Below are 22,184 nucleotides of genomic sequence, written 5' to 3'. Positions count from 1 at the left end.
GGCCGGCCGCCTTACTCCTCCCTCCCCCGCCCGCGCGTCGCCTTGATCTTCGCCCGGTGCTTCTTGCCCTCGATCATGCGCGCCTTCTGCCCGCGGGATTTCTGCCGCTTCTGCCGCCGCACCAGCTCGCGCGCCGCCTGCTGGTGGTTGACCGTCTCGGCTTTGCGCCATTCCAGCTTTTCCGCCAGATCCGTCCACGCCAGCAGCCGGTTGACCGACTGGTTGCGTTCTCGCTGACAGCGCACCTCGACCCCGGTGGGCAGGTGCCGCAACCGCACCGTCGACGAGGTCTTGTTGATCTTCTGCCCGCCGGCCCCCGCCCCGCGGATGAAACACTCCTCGACCTCGTCAGGCTTTACCCGCAAGGAGACAAATCGCGCCCGCAGCGACGCTTCCACGATATCCGGAAAATCAGCCATAAGTCAGAGCCCGCACGAAACCCCCGTCCGTCCATGGAGTCAAACGTCCGCCTGTCCCCCGCCCGCTTCCCGCCTAGGATCAGCTCTTGTCACTCTCAGACCCACCCCCTTCACTTTCCCTCCGGGTTGCGCCCAAACTTGCTCTTTAACCGGGTCCCCCTCCCCCTCACTTTTACTCCCACCTTCACCCTCCCCCTATGATCACCGGTCCCACCTGGTCCCAAAAACTCCGCGATGAAATCGGTCAGGCCGTCATCGGCCAGGATGCCGTCATCGAACGCATGCTCGTCGCCCTCCTGGCCAACGGCCACGTCCTCCTCGAGGGCATGCCCGGTCTCGCCAAGACCCTGCTCATCAAGTCCCTCGGCACCGCCCTGGGCGTCCAGTTCGAGCGCATCCAGTTCACCCCCGACCTCCTCCCCAGCGATGTCGTGGGCACCATGATCTTCTCCCCCAAGGACGGCGGCTTCGCCACGCACAAGGGCCCGATCTTCGCCAACCTCGTCCTCGCCGACGAAATCAACCGCGCCCCTGCCAAGGTCCAGTCCGCCCTCCTCGAGGCCATGCAGGAACGCCAGGTCACCATCGGGGGCAACTCCCACATCCTCCCGAAGCCTTTCTTCGTAATGGCCACCCAGAATCCGGTCGAGCAGGAGGGCACCTACCCGCTCCCCGAGGCCCAGACCGACCGCTTCCTCTTCAAGCTCCTCGTCGATTATCCCTCGGCCGCCGAGGAATCCCTCATGATGGAGCGCTGGGGCCAGGTCACCAAGTCCCCTGTCCTCAAGGCCGTCACCAGCGGCGAGGAACTCCTCGAGCTCCGCAGCCAGGTCGACCAGATCCACGTCGCCCCCGCCGTGCAGGCCTACATCCTCGCGCTCGTCCGCAGTTCCCGCGACCTCGCCGCCCAGGCCGAGGGCACCGGCAACGCCCGCCGCCTGCTCAACTTCGGCGCCTCCCCCCGTGCCTCCCTCGCCCTCTTCCAGGCCGGCCGCGCCCTCGCCTGGCTCCGCGGCGCCGACTACCTCTCCCCCGCCCTCGTCCAGGAAATCTTCCACGACGCCCTCCGCCACCGCGTCGGCCTCACCTACGAGGCCGAGGCCGAGGGCCTCTCCACCGACAAGGTCCTCGACCAGGTCCTCATCCGCACGCCCGTACCGGCGAAGGTTTGATCGTTCTCATTCTCTTAATCGCAATCGTTCTCCCCAGCTTTTCCGCAACGAACCAATCGGGGCCCGAGCGAACGAGAAAGATTATGATTAAGAGAACGATTTAAAAATGCCCTCTCCCGTCTCAGAGCACACCAATCTCGTCACTTCCCAGCTCGCGCTGTTGAAGCAGCTCGAGTGGCGCGTGCGCCATGCGGTCGAGAACGTGCTCAGCGGCGAATACCGCTCCGCCTTCCGCGGTCGCGGCATGGAGTTCGACCAGGTCGTCAAATACACCTTCGGCGACGACATCCGCGACATCGACTGGAACGTCACCGCCCGCCTCGGCGAACCCTACCGCAAGAAGTTCATCGAGGAACGCGAGGTCTCCCTCCTCCTGCTCTTCGAGGACAGCGTCAGCCTCCAGTTCGGCTCCGGCGCCCAGTCCAAGCGCGAGGCCCTGCTCGAACTCGCCGGCCTGGTCATGATGCTCGGTGCCGTCAACCGGGACCGCGTGGGCTTCCTCCACGCCTCCCCCGCCGGCTACACGATCAAGGAACCCGTCCGGGGCCGCGGCCAGATCCTGCACGCCGCCGCCCAACTCCTCGGCCAGCCCGCCCCCGCGCTGTCCTCCGCCGTCAGCCCTCCTCCTTCCGGCTTTGTCCCCTGGAGACTTTTAGCCAAGGCCGCCCCCCGCCACAGCATCCTGATCTGGCTCGGTGATTTCCCGCCGCGCATCGAGCCCGAGGGCTGGACCGTCCTCTCCCGCCGCTACCAGACCATGGGCTTCCGCGTCGAGGATCCCTGGGACCGCGAGCTGCCCGCCGGCCGCATCCTGACCACCTACGACCCCGTCGCCGGCCGCCTCGTCAACCTCAACGGCGCCTCCTCCGCCCAACAGGCCGCCCACGCGGATTGGGTCGCCCAGCGCGACGCCGCCTTTCGCAGCCTCTTTCCCAACCCGCTGAGCCGCCTCACCGTCCGCCCTGACCAGGAACGCCTCGAGGCCCTCGTCCGCTTCTTCCACGCCCGCATGGCCGCGGGCCACCGCCGGTGATGACGATGTCGAGAACACCTCAAGTCCCAAGGTGGAGCGCGTTGCCCTCAACGCGCTGGCCTCGTCGCGTGTCCTGCAAGCATCTTGAGCGCAAGCCGCTCCACCTCGCCGTGGCATGAACCTCACGAACTACACGCTCCACTCCCCGTGGTGGCTCCTCGCCCTCCTCGTCCTCCCGTTCCTGATGTGGGTGCGCGGCCGGCGCGGTGCGCCGGTCCTCGTGGTGCCGTACGCCGCCGCGTGGCACCGGCCGTCGCTCATCCCCACCTCCCGCTGGCCCGCCACCCTCGCCACCACCGGCCTCATCCTGCTCATCGTCGCCCTGGCCCGCCCGCAGATCGTCGAGGACAAGCGCGAGGTGAAACAACAGGGCTACGACCTCATGCTCGCGATCGACCTGTCCGGCTCGATGCTCGCCGAGGATTATGAGCGCGACGGCGACCGCATCAACCGCCTCCAGGCCATCAAGCCCATCATCCAGGCCTTCATCAAGCAGCGCACCTCCGACCGCATCGGCATGATCGTCTTTTCCGGCCGCGCCTACACCCTCGCGCCCCTCACCTTTGACCACGCCTGGCTTGAGCGCCAGGTCGAGCGCCTCAAGCTCGGCATGATCGAGGACGGCACCGCCATCGGCGACGGCCTCGGCGTCGCCCTCACCCGTCTCGAGCAGGCCAAACGCACCGACGACACCAAGCGCAAGGGCGCCTTCATTGTCCTCATGACCGACGGCGCCAACAACCGCGGCGTGCTCACCCCCGAACAGGCCACCGCCATCGCCCAGGCCCGGGGCATCCCCGTCTACACCATCGGCGCCGGCCGGGACGGCCTCGTGCCGATGCCGGTCTTCGACGACAACGGCAACAAGATCGGCTACCGCCGCGCCATCTCCGACCTCGACGAGGGCCAGCTCCGCACCATGGCCGAATCCACCGGCGGCAAGTTCTTCCGCGCCTTCGACGTCGACACCACCGAGAAGGCCTTCGCCGCCATCGACGCCGCCCAGAAGATCGAGTTCCAGGCCAAATCCTACCTGCTTACCACCGAGCTCTTCCACTGGTGCGCCATCCCCGGCGCCGCCCTCCTCTTCCTCGGCGCCCTCTTCGCCCTGCCGCCCCAGCTGCCGCGCTTGAAGCGCCGCCCCGCGCCCGTTCCGCCCGCACGGCCCGCCGGCGCCCCCGCCGCCCCATGAGCTTCCACTCCCCCCACCTCCTCTGGCTGCTCGTGCCGCTCGTCCTCCTGTTTTCCTGGGAGCTGGCCCGCCACGTCACCCGCGCCGTGACCTCCTGGCCCAAGATCGCCCGCGCGTGGGCCGGCGCCACCGCCGTGTCCCTCGGCGCCCAGCACTCCACGGCGGAGGACCGCCCGCGCCTCTGGCTCTGGTTCGGGCTCGCCCTCTGCCTCATCGCCCTCGCCCGCCCCCAGTGGGGCGTCATCGAGGAACAAGTCTTCGACCAGTCCCGCGAGGTCCTCATCGCCGTCGACCTCTCGCGCTCCATGCTCGCGCAGGACGTGAAACCTTCGCGCCTCGACCGCAGCAAGCTCCTCATCCAGTCCCTCCTCGACGGGCTCAAGGGCGAGCGTGTCGGCCTCGTGCTCTTCGCCGGCACCGCCTTCCTCCAAAGCCCGCTCAGCTCCGACTACGAGGTGCTGCGCGAGTTCCTCCCCGCCCTCGACCCCGCTTATCTCCCGGAGGGCGGCTCCAACTACCAAGCCATGCTCGAGGCCTCCATGGCCGCCTTCGGCACCTCCACCGCCGACCGCTACCTTATCATCCTCAGCGACGGCGAGAGCACCGTCGACGACTGGAAAAGCCTCACCCCCGCGCTCAAGGCCAAGGGCGTCCGCGTCATCGGCCTCGGCGTCGGCACCGCCCAGGGTTCCTTCATCCCGGACGAGGCCGGTGGCCTTGTGAAGGACGAACGCGGCGCCGTCGTCATGTCCCGCCTCAACAACGCCACGCTTCAGGAACTCGCCCAGTCCACCGGCGGTACCTACACCGACGCCAGCGCCTGGGTGGACCTTCCCGGTCTCCTCAGCTCCACGATCGAGGCCGGAAAAAAGGGCGAATTCTCCGAGAAAAACACCGCCCGCCTCGTCGAACGCTTCCAGTGGTTCCTCGCCCCCGGCCTGCTCTTCCTCCTCTGCAGCTTCTGGGCCGAGTTCCCCGTCCGCCCGCGCGAACGCGCCTTGCCGCTAGGCAAAACCAAAGGTCCATCAACAACCATCAAAGCCCAGAAACCGGCCGCCGCCTCCCTGGCTGCCCTTTGTCTTCTATCCTCCGTCCTCAGTCCTCCGTCCTCCGTGCGTGCCGCCGAGGACGCCAGCCCGGGCGACACCTTGGCCAAGCCCCTCAGCACCCTCGTCACCCGCCTCGCCGCGCAACCCACCCTCAGCGCCAAGGACTGTGCGGAGCTCGCCACGACCACCGTCACCTACGGCCAGCGCGCGAAGTCCGCCCAGCAAGCACCGCAGGAAAGCGTCATCCGCGACGCCCTGCAGGCCGTCGATCTCGGCGAGCAGACCGACGCCCAGGCCGCCGACTGGCCCAAGCTGCGCCAGGAACTCACCGACCTCCTCAAACGCGAGGAGCAGAAAAAGGACGAGCCGAAGCAGGACGAAAAAAACGAGGAGCAGCAGAAGCAGGACCAGCAAAAGGATCAGGAGCAAAAACAGGATCAGTCCTCCCAAGATCAGCAGAAGAGCGATCAACAAAAGCAGGACGAGCAAAAGCAGCAACAGGACCAGAAAAACGAGCAGCAGAAACAGAACCAGGATGCCTTCGGCGACATGAAGGACCAGCAAGAGCAGAAGGCCGAGGAACAGAAGGCGTCACCGCCGCCCCCGCCCAAGCCCGGTACCCAGAAGGTCGGCGGCCAGAAGGAAGAAAAGTCGGCCGAGGAGGCCGACCCCGAGCTCGCCATGCCGCTCCAAAAACTCGAGCAGGTCCGCAACCAGGATTCTCCCGCCAAGCTCCAGCAACTCATGCAGGGCCAGCAGCCCACGAAGCCCAAGCCCCCGGGCAAGAACTGGTAATTTTCCATGCGTCAGTCCCACCACTTTATCCTTCTCGTTCTCTTTCTCGTCCTCCCGGGAAGTTTCTTCGCCCAAGCCGTCCGCTGGGACCCGCCCGGCGGCCAGCTCGGCTTCAACCAGGTTAGCCAGCTCTCCCTCATCTTCGAGGATTGCGAACCCGAGGACGAACCCGTCCTGCCCACTGTCGACGGCCTGCAATTCGCCCGGCCCTCCCAGCGCAGCGAGACCAGCATCGTCAATTTCAAGATGTCCCGGACCTTCACCTACGTGTACCCGGTCCGCCCCGGCAAGCGCGCGCCGGTCATCATCCCCGCCTTCGATGTAAAGACCGACAAGGGCACTTTGCGCGTGGCCGCCGCCCGCTACACCGTCGGCGACGCCCCCGTCGGCAACTCCGGCCTGTCCATCACCGACGTCGCCTCCGCCTCCCTCGAGACTCCGAAGCCCTCCGTCTGGGCCGGCGAGGTTTTCCCGCTCACCTACAACCTCGATGTGGTGCGCCGCTACTTCCATTCCCTCGGCAGCAACGTGACCTGGGACAGCACCCCCGCCCTCGCCGACGACTGGACCAAGCCCGAGCCCGCCGAGGCCCTCATCCGCGGCGAACGCCACGTCGTCGCCACCCAGACCACCCGCGCCGTGATCAAGCAGCCCGGCACCTACACGCTCAATCCCGTCAGCCAGATGGTGAACCTCATGGTCGGCACCACCGGCTTCGGCCTTTTCACCCAACCCAACGTCGAGCAACGCCAGCTTGATTCCAAATCCCTCGACCTCACCGTCAAGGCCCTGCCCCTCGCCCCCGCCGGCTTCACCGGCGCCGTCGGCGCCTTCACCTTCACCTCCAAGGTCGTCCCGCTCAATGCCGCCGTCGGCGAACCCGTCACCTGGACCCTCGAACTGGCCGGCACCGGCAACTGGCCCGACCTCACCGGCCTGCCTTCGCGCGAGGTCTCCAACGAATTCCAGGTCGTCCAACCCAAGTCCAAGCGCGTGATGAAGGACGGCACGCTCTTCGAGGGCTCGCTCACCGAGGACGTTGTGCTCGTCCCCACCCGCCCCGGCAACTACGTGCTGCCGCCCGTGCGCTTCAGTTACTTCGATCCCCGCAGCGGCACCTACCAAACCATCGCCAGCGAACCGGTCACCGTGACGATCACCGCCGGCTCCGCCCCCGTGACCCCGCCCGCCTCCTCCGGCGCCCCGGTCCAGTTCTCCCTCACGCCCACCACCCCGGCCACCGCGTCACCCAATCTCCCTCCCGCGGTCGCGCCCGTGCCGCCCGAAAATCTCCCGCGCGATCCGCTCAACCAAACCGCCACCGGCTTCGCCCCGCTCGCCCTCCGTCCCCTGGTCTGGCTCTGTCTTCTGTCCGCCGTTCTCTGTCCTCTGATACTCTGGCTCACGCTCGCTGCCCTGCGCTCCCGCCGCCTCGACCCCCAGCGCCAACGCCGCGAGGCCCGCGCCGCCCTGGTCATCGCGCTGAAGGAAATAAATTCCTCCTCGCTACCCGCTGCCCGCTACTCGCTACTCCGAGTTTGGCAGGCAGAGACGGCCCAGCTCTTCGCCATCCCCCACGCCGCCCCCGGCACCCCGCTGCTCCTGGCCGCCGTCACCCGCGCCAAGCCCGACGCCGCCAACGCCTGGGTCCGCCTCTGGTCCGAGGCCGACCGCACGCTCCACGGTCGCGACGCCACCCTCCCCACCGACTGGCCCATGCGCGCCGACGCCGCCCTCCAAGCCGTCCAGGTCCCCGGCTGGAACCCCTTCAGCCTATTCGCCGGCCGCAACCTGCTTCCTTTCCTCTTTTCCCTATTCGTCCTATCCGCCCTATTCGCCCCATCCTCGGCTAAAGCGGAAACCGCCACCGAAGCCTACAAACGCGGCGACTTCCCCGCCGCCGCCCAAGCCTGGCAAGCCACGGTGAGCACCGCCCCCACCGACTGGGCCGCCCGCCACAACCTCGCCCTCGCCCTCGCCCAGCAGGATCGCTGGGCCGAGGCGGCCGCGCATTCGACCAGCGCCTTCCTCCTCAATTCACGCTCCGATGCCACGCGCTGGAACTTGAATCTCGGCGTGCAACGCTCCGGCCTCGCCAACCCCCAGCTGGTCGAGCTTTCCCGCGGCGAAGGTCGCTACAAACTGACGCGCGCCGCCACCCCCGGCGAATGGCAGCTCGCGCTCGCCGGCGCCTCGCTCCTGCTGGCCCTCGCGCTCATTGTGCTGTTGCTGCAAGGCTACAAAATGATCGGCGCCTGGGGCAAACCCTCCGCCCTGACCGCCACCCTGCTGGCCATCGTCCTCGCGGGCACCGCCACCTTCAGCCTCCATACCTATGGCCCGCTCGCCCAACCGGGCGCCGTCTTTGTCTGGCAGGCCACCACCCTGCGCAGCATCCCGACCGAGGTCGACACGACGCAGAAAACCTCCCCCCTCTCCGCCGGCTCCATCGCCGTCGCCGGCCGGACCTTCCTCGGCTGGACCCAGCTCACCTTTCCCGGCGGCCAATCCGGTTGGGTCCGCAACGAGGTCCTGATCGCGCTGTACCGGTAGGGTCGGGGCGAGCCCCCTCCCACCTATCGCCTCGCCGATCACCCGGGCAGCATCTTCCTCACCATCCGCGCCAGCGACTCCCCCGGATTCCGCGCCGTCACCTCCTCCAACCGCACCCACGCCAAATCCTTCGACTCCTCGCTGATCCCCAGCGGCTCCGCCGGGTCCGCCTCGATCAGGAAACGCACGTCAAAATGCCAGTGCTCCGGTTCCGTCCCGCGCGCCGGGATCCGGTGACGGTCCACATCAAAGATCTCCGGCGACACCAGCCGCAGCCGCGTCAGCCCCGACTCCTCCCGCGCCTCCCGCATCGCGGCCGCCGCCAGATCCGCCTCGCCGTCCACATGCCCGCCGAGCTGCAGCCAGCGGTCCAGCTTCCGGTGATGCGTGAGCAGCGTCCGCGTCCGCCCCGCATCCACGATCCACGCCGACGCCGTCAGATGACCGTCCCGGCACGTCCGCCACAAACAATCCGGATGCGCCGCGATGAATGACCCAAACTCCGCCAGCATCGCCGCCTCCCCACCCGCCTCGGCCCGCGCCTCATGCCGACGCAGTAAATCAATTATATCCGCAGTTGTCATGTGGGCCAGCGCGCTCGCGCGCGCCGCTTGGCGGATCCCCATCCGTTTTTTGCGCTTATTGTGCTTTTTGCGGCCATTCCTTCCGGGGGACTAAGGGCTCACGTCGTCTGAAACCACTTCGCCTCCGCTTTCGCCTCCCGCCCGGCCTCGATCTGCGCAAAGATGTCCGGCACCGACGACGCCACGCGGAACAGGTCCATGTTCGACGGCTTGAAGAAATTCTCCGCCAGCATCCGCTCGAAAAACCGGATGAGGTCGTCGTAGAACCCGTCCTGGTTGTAGAACACGCAGGGCTTCTTCACCACGTCGAGCTGCCGCAGCGTGAGGATCTCCATAATCTCCTCCAGTGTGCCCCAGCCGCCGGGCAGCGTCACAAACGCATCGGCCCGCGCCTCCATCAGCAGCTTGCGCTCCCGCATCGTCACGACCGTCACCAGCTCGTCCGCCGCGTCGAACGCCAGCTCCCGCGCCTTCATGAATTCCGGGATCACGCCGACCACGCGCCCGCCCGCCGCCTTGGTCCCTCGCGCCACGGCCCCCATGAGGCCGGTCTTCCCGCCCCCATAGACAAGTCCCCACCCGCGCGCCACCAGCTCGCGCCCCAGCTCCTCCGCCGCCGCGGCATATTTCGGGTCAATCCGGTCGCTGGAAGAACAATAAACGCAGAGCAACTTGGACATACCTTCTTTCAACCGCTAATCTGCGCTAATTCACGCTAATTATTTGGCCTCGGCTTAAATTAGCGCAGATTAGCGAAAATTAGCGGTGGAAAATTCTGCATACAACTATCGCGGCCGCCTGGCCCCCTCCCCCACGGGCCTCCTGCACCTCGGCCATGCCCGCACCTTCTGGACCGCCCAGCAACGCGCCCAGGCCGCCCGCGGCACGCTTCTTCTCCGCAACGACGACCTCGACACCGCCCGCTGCCGGCCGGAGTTCGTGTCCGCGATGGTCGAAGACCTGCGCTGGTTCGGCCTCACCTGGACGGAGCCGATGGTCACCCAGAGCCAACACCTCCCCCGCTACCGCGCCGCCCTCGCCCGCCTGCACGCCGCCGGCCTCATCTTTCCCTGCACCCGGTCACGGCGTGACGTGCTCGCCGCGGCCAGTGCCCCGCATGACGGCGACGAAAACGACGAGCCTCTCTACCCGCCCGAATTCCGCCCCGCCCCCGGCACCCCGTTGCCTCCGCTCACCGACCCGATCACCGTCAACTGGCGCTTCCGCGTCCCCGACGGCGAAACCCTCACCTTCCTTGACGGCCGCGGCGGCGCGCAACACGCCACCGCCGGCCGCGACTTCGGCGACTTCCTCGTCTGGCGCAAGGACGACACCCCCAGCTACCAGCTCGCCAGCGTCGTCGACGATGCGGCGATGGCCATCACCGAGGTCGTGCGCGGCGCCGACCTCATCAAATCCACCTTCCGCCAGCTGCTGCTCTTCCGCGCCCTCGGCCACCCGGCGCCGGCCTTTTATCACTGCCCGCTGGTCAACGACGCCGAGGGCCGCCGCCTCGCCAAGCGCCACGACGCCTTGGCGCTGCGCACGCTGCGCGAACAAGGCCGCGATCCGCACGAAATTCGTGGTGCCTGGTAGCAGGTGGGCCCCGGCCTCCGGACGGGGTGTTTGGGCGTGAATTTTTAAACCCGTCCAGAGGCCGGGCTCCACTTCAGTGAATGATCGGATTCCGCCACCCCGGCAGCAGAATCGCCTCCGTCCCGTGGATGTAGTTGCGGTAATACAGCCAGAAGATCACCGCCCCCAACCCCGTGAGAAACGCCACGTCGCCCAACCCGCCGGCCGCCGTGCGGCTGGTCCGCCGCAGCGATTGCACCAGCCAGATGATCCCCGGCGCCACCGCGAACGCCACCAGCGAGGCCCCGAACAGCACCATGCCCATGATGAACAGCGTGCGCAGCAGGTCGTCCCCAATCAGCCGCGCCTTGTAGGCGATGATCTCATTACACAGGTTCAGCAGCAGCAGGCAGCAGGGCAGCACGTAGTGACGCTCGAGCGAGACGGAGGCTTTCATCGGATTCGGGTAGTGACACCCCTCACCTCCGCTGGCAAACTCGTCCTCGAAAAGGAGGCTGTCATGCCTTTCCTCAAAATCCAAACCAACCTGCCCCTGTCTAAAAAAGCCGAGCGCACCGTCCTGCGGACCGCCTCGACCCTCGTCGCCGAGGAACTCGATAAACCCGAGGATCTCGTGATGGTCGCCCTCCAGCCCAACACCCCGATGCTGTTCGCCGGGAGCGACGAACCGGTCGCCTTCCTCGAACTCAAGGCCATCGGCCTGCCCGTCCGAAAAACCCGCCGCCTCAGCGAGGCGCTCTGCAATCTCGTCGAGGAGCACCTCGGCATCCCGCCCAGCCGCGTCTACGTGAAGTTCATCACCGTCCCCAAGGGCATGTGGGGCTGGAAGGGTGATACGTTCTGAAGCGAGGGAAGTGACAAGGAACAGGTTCCAAGGATCAAGAGACGAGCCTCTCGCTTGCGAAACGAGAGTCTTGATACTTGATCCTTGGCACTTGTTACTTCTCCCCGCCATGGCCACCTACCTCTACGAGACCGTCCCCCGCCAGCCCGCGGATACCCCGCGCCAGTTTGAGGTGGTCCAGAGCATGAAAGACGCCCCGCTGACGCGCCACCCCGACACGGGCGAACCCGTGCGCCGCGTCATCAGCGGCGGCTACGGCATCCTGAGCAAACCCCGCGCCTCCTCCTTCAAACCCGCGGCCGCCGCCCCCGCCGGCTGCTCCCCCGGCTGCGCCTGCCACAGCTCCCCCCGCCTGCCGGCCTCCTGACCGGCCCGATTTATGATCAACTACCACGCCCCCGACCTCACCCAACATCCGCCCCGCAGCCCGCGCGTGCGCCTCGGCGGCTTCGCCCACCTGCCCCGCCTCATCGACAAGGCCCGCGCCACGCTCGCCGGCACGAATGGCGACTACCACTACGACTGCGCCATGGACGCCCATTTCTGGTCCTTCACCGGCCTCGAGGCCGCGGCCTTCCTGGCCGAGGTCAAGACCGGCAAGTGCGACTACGACCTCCTGACCTACGTCCTGGCCAACCTCCAACCCCGCCGCGCCCCGAGCGAGATCGCCGCGTGGTCCGTTTGGCTGGAAAACCGCCCGCCCCTCGCCGCGGAAGGCCGCGCCTACTTCAACCAGATCCACACCGCCATCGGCCCGCGCCGCGAGGACATCGGCTCCTGGGTCGACCTCCTCGACCTCGAGGACTTCGTGACCTTCGGCGGGAAATCGTAGGCTCTGGCTTGAGTGCGGGAGGGGCTTTACGCCCCGACGGGCAATGCCCACGGGCCGGTCCGCCTCACAGCTCCGTATACTTCACCGCCCGACCCCGCGCTTTTTCCACCGGGTATTTCGCGGCGTTCTGCGCGAGCTTGGTTTCGATCGCCTTCGCCAGGTCGATGCCCCCGATGTTGGCAAACTCCAGGGCATAGATCACCACGTCGGCCAGCTCGTCCTCGATCTGACTGCGTTTCTTCGGGTCCGCCAGGACCGCCCCGGAGTCCCGCGACTCCGCCCAGAGAAAATGCTCCATCAGCTCCCCGGCCTCGGCGGCGAGCGCCATACTCAGGTTCTTGGGCGTGTGGAACTGCACCCACTCGCGCTCCCGGGCAAAAGCCAGCACCCGCTCGCGCAACTCACTGACTGTGGCGGTTTCATCGGTCATCGATTTCATTCCGGCACCCTGCCGCCCCAACTGTGCCGGTGCAAGATTCCCCTGAATGACACGGTTGGCACGCTTCCCGCTTAAAAAGTCACTTGAGGATCCGATGTCTCCATGCATCATCCTTCTCATCTCCATGGCCAACGCCACTCCAGTCAAACGCACCGATGCCGGCACTTCGCTCACGAAGGCCGTCATGTGCTTTGGCCTGCGCCAGTCGCAGCAGCAGTGTGCCCGCGTGTCCATCTGGGGCCGTAAACATACCGTTCCGGGCTGCCTGGCCTGACGCGAAACCCACCCAAGGTAAATCGCCCACCCTCCAGGAGCCCGCCGGTGAAAACCGACGAGCCCGCACCCGCATTCCCAATTTTTCCGTCCCATGCATACGATCATCCATCGCAACCAGCACCAGAGATATCCTGTCGCGAAACCCGCGACGGACTTTCGCTCGCCTCACTACGAGTGCCTGGACCTGCCCCAGTCGCTCAAGCTCGCCGTCTACGTCCCCGGCGTGGACGCCAACGGCGTGGAGCTGACCACCCAGGGCACCGACCTGATCGTCACTGCCCGCAAGGCGCAGCACGTCCGCGTCAACTGGCAGGCCCTCCACCTTGAGTCGGCCCAGCGTGACTACCAGCTCACCCTGCGCCTCGGCTCGGGCTACGACTTCGATTCCCTCCGCGCTTTCATCGCCAAGGGCGTGCTCACCATCGTGCTGCCGAAGCGGCGGACGGCCCTCGCCGCTCCGCCCGCCCGCCAGCGCCAGGTGGCCTGACCCCCGGTGAATCCCACCCGTGCGCCGCGACCCGGCGCACGGGATTTTTCCGTCACCGGGATTTAACCCGGAACTTTTTGCCCGCTGCCGGGTTCTCAATTCAGTCGGCTCTGACCAACCGACCAAACCCATGAACTACTTCCCTCACCAACACCTGCAGCCCTCCGCCCGCCCGGCGGTCCGCGCGCTGGCGTCCGTGCGGCAGGCCCTCAACCGCGACATCCTCTGGAACCGCCCCGTCTTCAAGGCGCCGGCGCTGGCCAACCCGAGGATCGCCTTCGATCCCCTGCCGTTTACCGCCACCCGCCTCACGCAGCTCTCCGCCCGCCGCGACTGAGTCTTGGCTGTAGGGCGGGGTTTCCAAACCCCGCCTTCCCCACTCACTTCTCCGGCACCAGCCAGCGGACAATCCCACCCGCGCCGGCATCCACGCGCAGCCGCTCCACGAGCGCCGGCAGCACCGCCCGGAATTCCGTCTCGATCTGCCACGGCGGATTGAGCACGAGCAGGCCGCAGCCCTTCATGCGCAGCTCCGAACCGTCACCCGCGATGGTGAGCTCCGCGAAAACCGCGGGCACGGCCAGGTCCCGGAGCGCATACTGAAACTCGTCCGTGCGCGCCCGTTCCGTGATCGGATACCAGATCGCCACCACGGCCCCCGGCAGCCGCCGCAAGGCCTCCCCCACGCCGCGCTGGATGTCGGCAAACTCCCGTTTGCTCTCAAACGGCGGGTCGATGAGCACCAACGCGCGCTTTTCCGGCGGCGGCAGCTGGGCTTTCAGCCCGGTGTAACCATCCAGCGTCAGCACCTTAACGCCCGGCTCGCGGGCAAAATCGAAATCCAGCGCCTCGGCATCATCCGCCCGCAGCTCGCACAGCGTCATCCGGTCCTGCGGCCGCAGCAGCAGCCGCGCGATCCACGGTGACCCCGGATAGAACGAGAGTTGTGGGCCAGCGAGCTCGCTCGCGCCTTTTCGCTCATTGAAACGCCGCACCAGCCCCAGGTAGTCGCCGATCGCCGCCGGCAATCCCGCCGGCGCCCCCCACAGCCGCCCGATCCCCGCCGGATGCTCCGGCTCCCGCTCCCGCCCGTCCGGCAGCACCGAGGGCACCGCCAGGTCATACCCGCCCCGCCCCGCATGCGTGTCGAGATAGAGAAACCCCTTCTCCTTCCGCTGCATCGCGCGGATGAGTTGCAGCAGCAGCACATGCTTGAACACGTCGGCATAGTTCCCGGCGTGGTAATGATGGCGGTAGTTCATGTCTGATTACCTAAACAGGTTGGCCACAAAAGGCACAGAATGCACAAAAGATCGATCAAACGCCGACAGGCACGAACTTCGCACCCGCGCTGCAACCGCACCCCTGCTTTCGGTCTTCAGGTTTTTTGCGCTTTTTGTGCTTTTTGCGGCCAATCTGCCTTGGTTCAAAAAAATCACGCCACCGGCACCTTTACCACTGTCTTCCGCACCAGCCCGGACCCGCGCCAATAAAGCGAGGGCATGTGCCCGTCCTCCGGATAAAAGATCGCCACATCCCCCGTCCGCATCCGCAGCACCGAGGCCACCGCCGTGTCCGCATACTTGATGAAGTCACGCTCGGGATTGTATGGCAGCGCCACCGTCAGGCGCGAAATATCCTCCACCTCCATGAGCTCCTCTCCGGCCACGATCACCTGCACGTCGATATAGCGGCGATGTGATTCAAAGAAACCATCCGGCCGTTGTTTGGGCTCATAGGCTTGGTCCAAGGCAAACGCCCCGGCCGCCAGCTCGATCCGCTCGGTCTGCCCCAGCCCCACTAGGCCGATACGCGATTGCGCGGCGGATCCCGGCCGCAGCATCTCAGCTGCATAGGCCATCGCCGCCGTGAAACGAACGTCCCTGATCTGGTCTCGTACCTGGGCAAAGGGTCCAAATAAAGCCATGCCCACAGCACAGGACCTCCCGCAACCCAAGGCAAGCCCACAACTGAGAATGACTTGCCGTATTTGTTGACCTCAATCCCCGGCCTCGCGCCCAAGACGATCCCCTCCGATCTGACCTTGCTCCGGCAGAAATATTGCAATAGCACATCGGGATGAAAGCGCGCCTTCTGGGAATCATTAGCTTCGTGTCGTTGGTCATCTCACTTCCGGCCCCTCCCGTCACCCAGACTTTCACGTGGAGCTCCACCACATTCGACGTGTTCAATCCCGGCAGCCTCAGCACCCCGGGCAACTGGGTCGGGGCCGTCGCCCCTTCGCTGAATTCCCTGCTTGATAGTGATCCCAACACCAATGAATCGCTGATCTTCCCGCTGGGCAGCCGCCAGTGGGTCTATGCCTCCGGCCAGGCCTACGGCCTCACCTTCACGGGCCATTATCACTTCACTGGCGGCGAATCCACTTTCAAGATCGGCGGCGGCGGCCTGACCTACACGGGGTCGTCGGGCGACCATCTGGCCTTCGATGGCTGGCTAAATGTCTACCTCTACGCGGACCAGACCTGGAACATCGGACCCGATGTCAGCGTCGAGTTCCGGGAAAACACTTACTTCGGCGGCACCGGCAACCTGACCAAGACCGGCGCCGGCCGCCTGGATCCCACCCCCGACAATACCTACGCCACCTGGTCGGGCAACGTGCAGTTCAACCAAGGCACCATCGTGCTGCGGCCGCATCGCGAGGGCTTGAATACTTACGTTTCAGGCTCCTTGGGCAGCGGCACGGTGACCGTCGGACCCGACAATGCCGCCCGCCCCACCTTTGAGGTGCTGGACTGGGCCTACAACAGCGACAGCGACGATGTCGTCACCATCGCGAATGACTTCACCCTCAACGGCGTCTTCGCCGCGAAGAACAAGGCCGAGCTCGTGCTCACCGGCGACATCACGCTCAACGCCGACACCACCTTCCGCACCGCGGGCGAAAACACCTATGTCGAAGGAGCGATCAGCGGCGCCCACAAGCTCACCGTCAACTCCACCAACGGCCTCGTCCTCTTCGGCGGCAGCAACTGGACCGGCGGCACCGAGGTGACCAAGGGCGTCCTCATCTTCGGCGGCATGGGCAATGCCCCCGGCTCCCCGGGCTCGGTCACGGTTGGCCCCGATGGCTACGTCGGCGTCGGCGTTGATGCTGTCGCCAGCAGCGCCGCCTTTGTCAGCCTGATCACCCCCTCCTCCACCGGCACCATCGGCTTTGATTCCGATGTCCAGGCAAGCGTCGATACCTTCGACAATTCAACCATCGATGTCAGCGGTCTGGGCACCGGTCTCCGGATCGGTTCGGCCACTGCCGCCATCCTGGGGAGCAACATCACGATCACGCCCAAAAACAACAACTACCTCTTCGGCGGCGGCGGCGGCTGGCTGCAGGTGGACTCGGCGCTCGCCAGTTCCGGCAGCACCGTGACCCTGGATTCCCCGGCCCTGCTGCCTCTCACCGTCCGTTTCACAAATACCGGCAACGCCTTCACCGGCATCACGGTCGGCAACTCTGGCGCGATCTTCGCCGACGACGCCCTGCCCGGCTCCGCCATCCTCACGGTCAATTCCGGTGCCTACCTCGGCAGCGAGGATCCGGATGTCATCACCGATGCCACCGCCATCAACACCCATCTCGCCCGCTTCGGCTCCGCCACACCCGGCATCATCGGCTTCGACGGCGCGACGGGCGCCGAAAGCATCCGCGCCATCAGTCTTACGGGCGTGAACCTCGGCAGTCTCACCGGCGGTGGCTACCTCGGCACCGCCTCGGCGATCTACGACCTCAATGGCGACATCTCCGGCCCGGGCGTCCGCTTCACCGGCACGATTGCCGCCAACGCCGATGGCAAGCACCGCTTCGCCGCCTACAAGGGCGGCGCCCTCGAGGTGGCCGGCACGCTCACCGGCAACGCGTTGATCATCGGCCACCCCGACTCCCTCGGCGCCTTCGGGGACCGCACCCGCGGCGAATTTTCCACTGTGCTCGTCTCGGGCAACAACGCCGGCGGCCTCGCCGGCGGCACCACCTTCTACGGCGGGCAACTGATCGTCGGCCAGGCCGCGGGCGACGGCACCATCGGCATCGACCATACGCACGCCCTCGGCGAGGGCGCTCTGACAATCGCACCCGTCACTTATTCCCTGGAGGAAATCGATGGGAACGAGACCCCCGCCCCCTTCGTCAGCGCCGTCGCCCCGAATCTCATCATCAGCAATGCCATCGTCCTCAACGCCCCGGAAACGGAGCTGGGCGGCGATCATAGCTTCGCCCTCACCGGTGCCATTACCGGCCCCGGGGGGCTCGATGTCGGCGAGGAAAGCGACCAATACTTCGTCCTCCGTCTCACCGGCAACAATACCTACAGCGGCGGCACCCGCCTGAGCCACGCCGTCACCCTCATGGCCGACAGCAACTCCGCCCTGGGCACGGGCCGGCTCAACTTCGACAACTCCGGCGGCGGAGCGGGCACAGTGAAATTCAGTACGGACGCGCCCATCGTCTACGGCATCGCAAGCGAATCCAACGACGCCGAGATCGAGCTGACCAGCAGCAACAGCCCGCGTCTGCGCATCATCCAGAACTTTGACTCCACCTACGCGGGCGACCTCCGCGCCGACAGCGGTGCCCCCGGGGTCAACGGCGTCTTCGTGAAGGAAGGCACGGGTACCCTCCGGCTCCAGGACACGACCGTCTACTCCTACGGCCAGGGCGCCAATTTCAACGTCCTCGAAGCCAAGGAAGGCACTCTCGTTCTGGACAATGTCGGCTTTGAGACCAGCACGGTATCGCTGAAGATCAACGGCGGCACCCTCGCCTTCGAGGGCAACAGCATGGTATATAATCCGATCGATGTCGTCTCAGGCCGGCTCGCCGGCTTCGGCGCTTTCTCCTCAAACATCTCCATCGGCACCGGCGCCATCCTGTCCCCCGGTCTGGCCAACGCCAGCCAGGTCGGCCTGCTCAATTTCGAGCACCTGGAACTCAACAGTGGCGGCGCCTATGAGTGGCAGATCCAGGATCCCACCGCCACCAGCGGCGGCCATGACCTGATCCATGTCAGCACCCCGACCACCCTGGTCGTCAATGCCACCAACGCAACCCCGTCCACCAAGTTCACGCTCAAGATCATCTCGCTCAACCTCGCTGGCGTGAACGGCGGTGCGCTCACCGGCATCGATCCCAACCACGGCCTCTACGCCTGGACGCTCTTCAGCTTCGACTCCCTCAGCATCCCAGGTAACGCCGACGTCTTCGACCCGAGCGCCTTCACCCTGGATACCTCCCTCTTCACCGCCAACGGCTTCACCGGCAACGATGCCGGCACCTTCTCCGTCTTCCGGCAAAGCAACCAGATCATGCTCGGCTTCACCCCCGTCCCCGAGCCCTCCACTTATCTCTTGATGCTGTGTGGTTTGTCCTTGGTCGGATTGGGTTATCGCCGTAGGTCGATCCGGTCTCACCGCCGCACCTGATCGGGTAATCCGCAGCCTGATGGTTTCGCCGGCCCCCAGGGGTGCCGGCAAGTCCGTGAGGCACCCCACCGCGCCGGCGCCAAGGATTGGCAATTGGGGTTTGTGTGCAGGCTCTACCAGGTCTAGCCCTGTGCCATGAGCCGACGCTTCCAACCCTCCGCCTTTGCGGTGGTGCTGCTCCTATCCCTGATGGGGAGCCTCCACGCGCAACTTATCACCTACACTTGGATTGGTCGGAATGATGATTACTATTACGATTTCCTCTCCCCGAACAACTGGGCCAACGGCGCAGTGCCCCCCGTCGAGGATGTCGTCAATTCGCGGCTGGTCTTCGGTCCCTCGAGCTCGGGCGCGTTCATCGGCTACTACGAACTCTATGCGAATCAACTGAAGATCGAGGGCATCACGCGCTCCCTCGAACTGCACGGCAGCTACGACACGACCCATCTCGGCTCCGGCGGCATCGTCTACGCCCCGACCGGCAACGTGCCCTCGTACCTGATGGACGCGGTCCAGTTGCACGCGAGCCAGACCTGGAATATCCAAGGCGGCACGTTCGTGGTGGAAGGCACGATCAGCGACTGGAGATTCAACGGCGAGAACTACTCCAACGGCGCCTATGCCCTCACCAAGACCGGGGCCGGCACGCTGGTGCTCGATACCAGCTATTCCAATTGGACCGGCGGGCTGACCCTCAACCAAGGACGCTTGGTCGTGACCGGATACGCGGCCTATGCCGGGGGCCTTGGCGAAGGCCCCCTGACGCTGAACGGCGGCACCCTCGTGGGCACAGACCCGTACTACTACTCCTACGACCCGGACCAAATCCAGATCGATAACGACATCGTCATCAACGGCACCCTCACCACCGAGAACAAGGAGGAGCTGCGTCTCGGGTACCACGGCGAGGGCAATTCCGAGATCACGCTGGCCACGGATGTGACGATCCGTTCCGTCGGCGAGCCGCTATTCCTGAGCGGCGCCATCGGGGAAAGCGGCGGGGCCCGCAAACTCACCATCGATTCCGACGGCGCCGTCATCATCGACGGCCCGACCGCTTGGACTGGGGGCACCGACGTCACCAAGGGCGTCCTGATTTTCGACTCCCCGATGTATGGCACCACCCTCCCCGCCACCGGCGCCATCAAGGTCGGCTCGCTCGGCTACGCCGGCATCACGAGCAACACCGAAGTCGCGGCCTTCTTCGGCAAGCTCGACCCGACCTCGACCGGGTCCATCGGCTTCGACTCCGATCCCAACGCCTCCTTCGCGACCACGTTCAGCACCCCGATCAACCTCGCCGGCCTCAATGGCACCGTGCGGATTGGCTCGGCCACCGCCGCCGTTCTTGATGCCGCCGCCACGATCACTCCCTTCGGCAACACCTACCGCTTCGGCGGCGGCGGCGGCTTCCTCGAAGTCCAGTCCGCGTTGACCGATGCGGCCGGACCGGTCGTACGCAACGTCGTCCTCGATTCGCCGGCACAACTCCCCCTGTCCGTCCGTTTCAGCAGCGCGGGCAACACGTTCACCGGCGGCGTCTCCGCCACTCACTCGGCCGCCCTGTTCACGGCCGATGCCCTCCCCGGTACCGGCGCCCTCACCCTCGGCGATGGCGGTTACATCGGCCTCTTTGAATCCGCGAATCCCGCCCAAGACTTCATCAACCGCTTCGCGACGACCACCGATCGCGGCATGATCGGCTTTGATGCCACCAGTGAGCACGTGACGATCTCTTCTCCGCTCAACCTCTCCGGCTTCACCGATGCCTCTCCGGGCATCTATCTGGGCACGCACACCCGGGCCCACCTCGATGGCCCGATCACGCCCCAAGGCAGCATCTACCGCTTCGGCGCCTACAAGGGCGGCGAATTGACGGTCAACACCACGCTCACCGGAACAGGCAACTCCGTCCACATCGGCGACCCGACCAGCCTCGGCACCATGGGGGATATCACGAAAGAGGAATACTCCCGCGTCGTGCTCAAGGGCAACAACACGTACGGCGGCACCACCACCCTCTACGCCGGCGAATTGGTCATCGGCCAGTCCAACGGCACGCCGGGGACCGACCCGACCACCGCCCTCGGCACCGGCGCGCTGATTGTCCAGCCGCACCAGCTCACCCTGCCCGCCGGCGACGATGATGTCCGTCCGCAAATCACTGGTTACAGCAATCTCATCATCCCGAATGCCCTCCAGCTTAATGCCGATGTGAACATTGCTGGTTACGAGACCGCCCTCACCTTCACCGGCAACCTCACCGGCACGGGCGAAATCTACACCGAGGGCGCCCTCGCCCTCACCCTGGCGGGCAATAACACCGGTTTCTCCGGTGGCATCTATCTCAGTGATTACACAATCCTGACGCTCGCCAACAACACGGCTGCGGGCACCGGCCCCATTGGCTTCGGCTACAGCAACGACCTCGAGATCATCTTCGAAACGGCGGCCCCCGTGCTCGGTGGCCTGTACAGCAACGGCGAAGATTATGAGTATGAGAGCAGTGACTACGCCGCGCTCCTGGCAACCCAGGCGGACACCGTCCTCACGATCAACCAAGTCAACAACGGCTCGTTCAATGGCGAGTTCCGCTCCGATGCCCCCGCCGACAGCCTCCGTCTGGTGAAGGAAGGCGCCGGCACCCTCCATCTGCTTGACGGCGGCCTGTTCGTGCACAACGGCGTGAATGTCACGACGCCCGTGGGCGAAATGGAAGTGAGCCTCCAGGTGAACAACGGCACCGTGGTGATCAATGATGATTTCTACATTGAGGACTCCACTCCCGCCATCTGGGTCAATGGCGGCACGCTCGCCGTGAGTGACGGCGGTTACGTCGGCAACCCGCTCGTTATCACCAGTGGCAAACTGGCCGGCAGCGGCTACTTCAACACCGCCACCATCGGCACCAGCACCACCCTTTCCCCCGGGCTCCCCGGCAACCCCATCGGCCGTCTCAACTTCTCCGACCTCACCTTGGCCGCGGGCGGCACGCTCGAGTGGAATGTTCACACCGCCGACCCGCTCGCCCAGGACTACGATCTGGTCACTATCTCCAATCCCTCCACCCTCCACATCACGGCCGGCACCACCGCCGACGATCCGCTCACCACCAACGTCAACGAGGACAACCGCTTCACCCTCAAGCTCGTCTCCCTGCAGGCGAACGGCACCGCCGGTATCCTGACCGGGCTGTCCGGCAACCGCTCCTATACGTGGACTCTCTTCGATGCGACTTCCTCCAGCATCGTCGGATTCGATCCCAGCAAGTTCATCATCGATGCGTCGCTCTTCTTCACCGACCTGCCCATCCACACCCTCGTTTTGCAGCAGAACGGCAATCTCCTTCAGCTCACCTTCCAGCCCGTGCCCGAGCCCTCCACCTACGCGCTGCTGGCCTTGGGTCTCGGCTTCATCGGCCTGACCGTCTGGCGGAAACGCCGCGCCTGACTTTTGTAGGGCGGGGTCGCC

The 22,184-nt window shown here is 65.9% G+C and carries 21 protein-coding genes; 14 read left to right on the top strand and 7 right to left on the bottom strand.

What is annotated here, in order from left to right:
* Positions 1-11: 11 nt before the first annotated feature.
* Entirely contained in the window at positions 12-419 is a 408-nt protein-coding gene (locus Verru16B_RS09425) for a peptide chain release factor family protein (RefSeq protein WP_069962046.1), read from the bottom strand.
* Positions 420-616: 197 nt separating this feature from the next.
* On the opposite strand from Verru16B_RS09425, the gene Verru16B_RS09420 reads away from it, so the two are divergent.
* The 5 genes from Verru16B_RS09420 (at position 617) to Verru16B_RS19120 (ending at position 8,213) form a co-directional block, all read left to right on the top strand.
* Entirely contained in the window at positions 617-1,591 is a 975-nt protein-coding gene (locus tag Verru16B_RS09420; RefSeq protein WP_069962045.1) for an AAA family ATPase, read from the top strand.
* 106 nt (positions 1,592-1,697) lie between these two features.
* Positions 1,698-2,624, top strand: a complete 927-nt coding sequence (locus tag Verru16B_RS09415; RefSeq protein ID WP_069962044.1) for a DUF58 domain-containing protein — start codon at positions 1,698-1,700, stop codon at positions 2,622-2,624.
* A gap of 115 nt (positions 2,625-2,739) precedes the next feature.
* Entirely contained in the window at positions 2,740-3,816 is a 1,077-nt protein-coding gene (locus Verru16B_RS09410) for a VWA domain-containing protein (protein ID WP_069962043.1), read from the top strand.
* The gene (locus tag Verru16B_RS09405; RefSeq protein ID WP_069962042.1) at positions 3,813-5,660 is read left to right on the top strand and encodes a VWA domain-containing protein; all 1,848 of its coding nucleotides are present in this window, start codon (positions 3,813-3,815) and stop codon (positions 5,658-5,660) included. Before Verru16B_RS09410 ends, Verru16B_RS09405 begins: the two co-directional genes overlap by 4 nt.
* Before the next feature lie 6 nt (positions 5,661-5,666).
* Complete coding sequence (locus Verru16B_RS19120; RefSeq protein ID WP_069962041.1) at positions 5,667-8,213, top strand: BatD family protein; 2,547 nt, start codon at positions 5,667-5,669, stop codon at positions 8,211-8,213.
* A 38-nt stretch (positions 8,214-8,251) separates the two neighbouring features.
* On the opposite strand, the gene Verru16B_RS09395 is transcribed toward Verru16B_RS19120, so the two are convergent.
* Both Verru16B_RS09395 and Verru16B_RS09390 read right to left on the bottom strand, forming a co-directional pair.
* Positions 8,252-8,839: an NUDIX hydrolase gene (locus tag Verru16B_RS09395; RefSeq protein WP_237023379.1), complete on the bottom strand. Its 588-nt coding sequence runs from the start codon at positions 8,837-8,839 to the stop codon at positions 8,252-8,254.
* Between the two features lie 56 nt (positions 8,840-8,895).
* Positions 8,896-9,477 (bottom strand): LOG family protein, encoded by a 582-nt coding sequence (locus Verru16B_RS09390; RefSeq protein ID WP_069962040.1) that lies wholly within the window; start codon positions 9,475-9,477, stop codon positions 8,896-8,898.
* A gap of 85 nt (positions 9,478-9,562) precedes the next feature.
* Here Verru16B_RS09390 and gluQRS point away from each other — a divergent pair, with 85 nt between their 5' ends.
* Positions 9,563-10,393, top strand: a complete 831-nt coding sequence (gene gluQRS / locus Verru16B_RS09385) for a tRNA glutamyl-Q(34) synthetase GluQRS (RefSeq protein ID WP_069962039.1) — start codon at positions 9,563-9,565, stop codon at positions 10,391-10,393.
* A 73-nt stretch (positions 10,394-10,466) separates the two neighbouring features.
* Here gluQRS and Verru16B_RS09380 read toward each other — a convergent pair whose 3' ends face one another.
* On the bottom strand, positions 10,467-10,829 hold the full coding sequence (locus Verru16B_RS09380; protein WP_069962038.1) for a hypothetical protein: 363 nt from the start codon (positions 10,827-10,829) through the stop codon (positions 10,467-10,469).
* Positions 10,830-10,892: 63 nt separating this feature from the next.
* Between Verru16B_RS09380 and Verru16B_RS09375 the strand changes: the two genes are divergently transcribed.
* The 3 genes from Verru16B_RS09375 to Verru16B_RS09365 all read left to right on the top strand — a co-directional run bounded on the left by Verru16B_RS09375 (position 10,893) and on the right by Verru16B_RS09365 (position 12,069).
* Positions 10,893-11,237, top strand: a complete 345-nt coding sequence (locus Verru16B_RS09375) for a phenylpyruvate tautomerase MIF-related protein (protein ID WP_069963688.1) — start codon at positions 10,893-10,895, stop codon at positions 11,235-11,237.
* A gap of 109 nt (positions 11,238-11,346) precedes the next feature.
* A complete protein-coding gene (locus Verru16B_RS09370) occupies positions 11,347-11,604 on the top strand; it encodes an FmdB family zinc ribbon protein (protein WP_069962037.1) in 258 nt (85 codons plus the stop codon).
* Positions 11,605-11,616: 12 nt separating this feature from the next.
* A complete protein-coding gene (locus Verru16B_RS09365; RefSeq protein ID WP_069962036.1) occupies positions 11,617-12,069 on the top strand; it encodes a DUF5069 domain-containing protein in 453 nt (150 codons plus the stop codon).
* 64 nt (positions 12,070-12,133) lie between these two features.
* On the opposite strand, the gene Verru16B_RS09360 is transcribed toward Verru16B_RS09365, so the two are convergent.
* Positions 12,134-12,499, bottom strand: a complete 366-nt coding sequence (locus Verru16B_RS09360; protein ID WP_237023378.1) for a nucleotide pyrophosphohydrolase — start codon at positions 12,497-12,499, stop codon at positions 12,134-12,136.
* Between the two features lie 103 nt (positions 12,500-12,602).
* Between Verru16B_RS09360 and Verru16B_RS18325 the strand changes: the two genes are divergently transcribed.
* The 3 genes from Verru16B_RS18325 to Verru16B_RS09350 all read left to right on the top strand — a co-directional run bounded on the left by Verru16B_RS18325 (position 12,603) and on the right by Verru16B_RS09350 (position 13,608).
* Positions 12,603-12,782, top strand: coding sequence for a hypothetical protein (locus Verru16B_RS18325; protein WP_157772362.1), 180 nt, complete (start codon positions 12,603-12,605; stop codon positions 12,780-12,782).
* A gap of 93 nt (positions 12,783-12,875) precedes the next feature.
* Positions 12,876-13,271 carry an Hsp20/alpha crystallin family protein gene (locus tag Verru16B_RS09355; RefSeq protein ID WP_069962034.1) on the top strand — a complete coding sequence of 132 codons (396 nt, stop codon included), beginning with the start codon at positions 12,876-12,878 and terminating at the stop codon, positions 13,269-13,271.
* Between the two features lie 130 nt (positions 13,272-13,401).
* Positions 13,402-13,608: a hypothetical protein gene (locus Verru16B_RS09350; RefSeq protein ID WP_069962033.1), complete on the top strand. Its 207-nt coding sequence runs from the start codon at positions 13,402-13,404 to the stop codon at positions 13,606-13,608.
* A gap of 43 nt (positions 13,609-13,651) precedes the next feature.
* Here Verru16B_RS09350 and Verru16B_RS09345 read toward each other — a convergent pair whose 3' ends face one another.
* The gene (locus Verru16B_RS09345; RefSeq protein WP_069962032.1) at positions 13,652-14,533 is read right to left on the bottom strand and encodes a 23S rRNA (adenine(2030)-N(6))-methyltransferase RlmJ; all 882 of its coding nucleotides are present in this window, start codon (positions 14,531-14,533) and stop codon (positions 13,652-13,654) included.
* Positions 14,534-14,706: 173 nt separating this feature from the next.
* Positions 14,707-15,198 (bottom strand): NanQ anomerase/TabA/YiaL family protein, encoded by a 492-nt coding sequence (locus tag Verru16B_RS09340; protein ID WP_069962031.1) that lies wholly within the window; start codon positions 15,196-15,198, stop codon positions 14,707-14,709.
* 152 nt (positions 15,199-15,350) lie between these two features.
* Here Verru16B_RS09340 and Verru16B_RS09335 point away from each other — a divergent pair, with 152 nt between their 5' ends.
* Together Verru16B_RS09335 and Verru16B_RS09330 are read left to right on the top strand one after the other, a co-directional pair.
* Entirely contained in the window at positions 15,351-18,713 is a 3,363-nt protein-coding gene (locus Verru16B_RS09335) for a beta strand repeat-containing protein (protein WP_157772361.1), read from the top strand.
* 135 nt (positions 18,714-18,848) lie between these two features.
* Complete coding sequence (locus tag Verru16B_RS09330; protein ID WP_069962029.1) at positions 18,849-22,163, top strand: autotransporter-associated beta strand repeat-containing protein; 3,315 nt, start codon at positions 18,849-18,851, stop codon at positions 22,161-22,163.
* The last annotated feature ends 21 nt before the right edge of the window (positions 22,164-22,184 follow it).

The organism is Lacunisphaera limnophila (assembly GCF_001746835.1).
In the GTDB taxonomy this organism is placed as follows: Bacteria; Verrucomicrobiota; Verrucomicrobiia; order Opitutales; family Opitutaceae; genus Lacunisphaera; species Lacunisphaera limnophila.
The sequence above is the reverse complement of the archived record's forward strand: the minus strand, read 5'-3'. Positions and strand labels throughout refer to the sequence as shown.

Excerpts from the sequence above, each read along its gene's own strand:
- Verru16B_RS09425 (WP_069962046.1), bottom strand. The coding sequence starts at position 419 with ATGGCTGATTTTCCGGATATCGTGGAAGCGTCGCTGCGGGCGCGATTT.
- Verru16B_RS09420 (WP_069962045.1), top strand. The coding sequence starts at position 617 with ATGATCACCGGTCCCACCTGGTCCCAAAAACTCCGCGATGAAATCGGT.
- Verru16B_RS09415 (WP_069962044.1), top strand. The coding sequence starts at position 1,698 with ATGCCCTCTCCCGTCTCAGAGCACACCAATCTCGTCACTTCCCAGCTC.
- Verru16B_RS09410 (WP_069962043.1), top strand. The coding sequence starts at position 2,740 with ATGAACCTCACGAACTACACGCTCCACTCCCCGTGGTGGCTCCTCGCC.
- Verru16B_RS09405 (WP_069962042.1), top strand. The coding sequence starts at position 3,813 with ATGAGCTTCCACTCCCCCCACCTCCTCTGGCTGCTCGTGCCGCTCGTC.
- Verru16B_RS19120 (WP_069962041.1), top strand. The coding sequence starts at position 5,667 with ATGCGTCAGTCCCACCACTTTATCCTTCTCGTTCTCTTTCTCGTCCTC.
- Verru16B_RS09395 (WP_237023379.1), bottom strand. The coding sequence starts at position 8,839 with ATGGGGATCCGCCAAGCGGCGCGCGCGAGCGCGCTGGCCCACATGACA.
- Verru16B_RS09390 (WP_069962040.1), bottom strand. The coding sequence starts at position 9,477 with ATGTCCAAGTTGCTCTGCGTTTATTGTTCTTCCAGCGACCGGATTGAC.
- Verru16B_RS09380 (WP_069962038.1), bottom strand. The coding sequence starts at position 10,829 with ATGAAAGCCTCCGTCTCGCTCGAGCGTCACTACGTGCTGCCCTGCTGC.
- Verru16B_RS09375 (WP_069963688.1), top strand. The coding sequence starts at position 10,893 with ATGCCTTTCCTCAAAATCCAAACCAACCTGCCCCTGTCTAAAAAAGCC.
- Verru16B_RS09370 (WP_069962037.1), top strand. The coding sequence starts at position 11,347 with ATGGCCACCTACCTCTACGAGACCGTCCCCCGCCAGCCCGCGGATACC.
- Verru16B_RS09365 (WP_069962036.1), top strand. The coding sequence starts at position 11,617 with ATGATCAACTACCACGCCCCCGACCTCACCCAACATCCGCCCCGCAGC.
- Verru16B_RS09360 (WP_237023378.1), bottom strand. The coding sequence starts at position 12,499 with ATGACCGATGAAACCGCCACAGTCAGTGAGTTGCGCGAGCGGGTGCTG.
- Verru16B_RS18325 (WP_157772362.1), top strand. The coding sequence starts at position 12,603 with ATGTCTCCATGCATCATCCTTCTCATCTCCATGGCCAACGCCACTCCA.
- Verru16B_RS09355 (WP_069962034.1), top strand. The coding sequence starts at position 12,876 with ATGCATACGATCATCCATCGCAACCAGCACCAGAGATATCCTGTCGCG.
- Verru16B_RS09350 (WP_069962033.1), top strand. The coding sequence starts at position 13,402 with ATGAACTACTTCCCTCACCAACACCTGCAGCCCTCCGCCCGCCCGGCG.
- Verru16B_RS09345 (WP_069962032.1), bottom strand. The coding sequence starts at position 14,533 with ATGAACTACCGCCATCATTACCACGCCGGGAACTATGCCGACGTGTTC.
- Verru16B_RS09340 (WP_069962031.1), bottom strand. The coding sequence starts at position 15,198 with ATGGCTTTATTTGGACCCTTTGCCCAGGTACGAGACCAGATCAGGGAC.
- Verru16B_RS09335 (WP_157772361.1), top strand. The coding sequence starts at position 15,351 with ATGAAAGCGCGCCTTCTGGGAATCATTAGCTTCGTGTCGTTGGTCATC.
- Verru16B_RS09330 (WP_069962029.1), top strand. The coding sequence starts at position 18,849 with ATGAGCCGACGCTTCCAACCCTCCGCCTTTGCGGTGGTGCTGCTCCTA.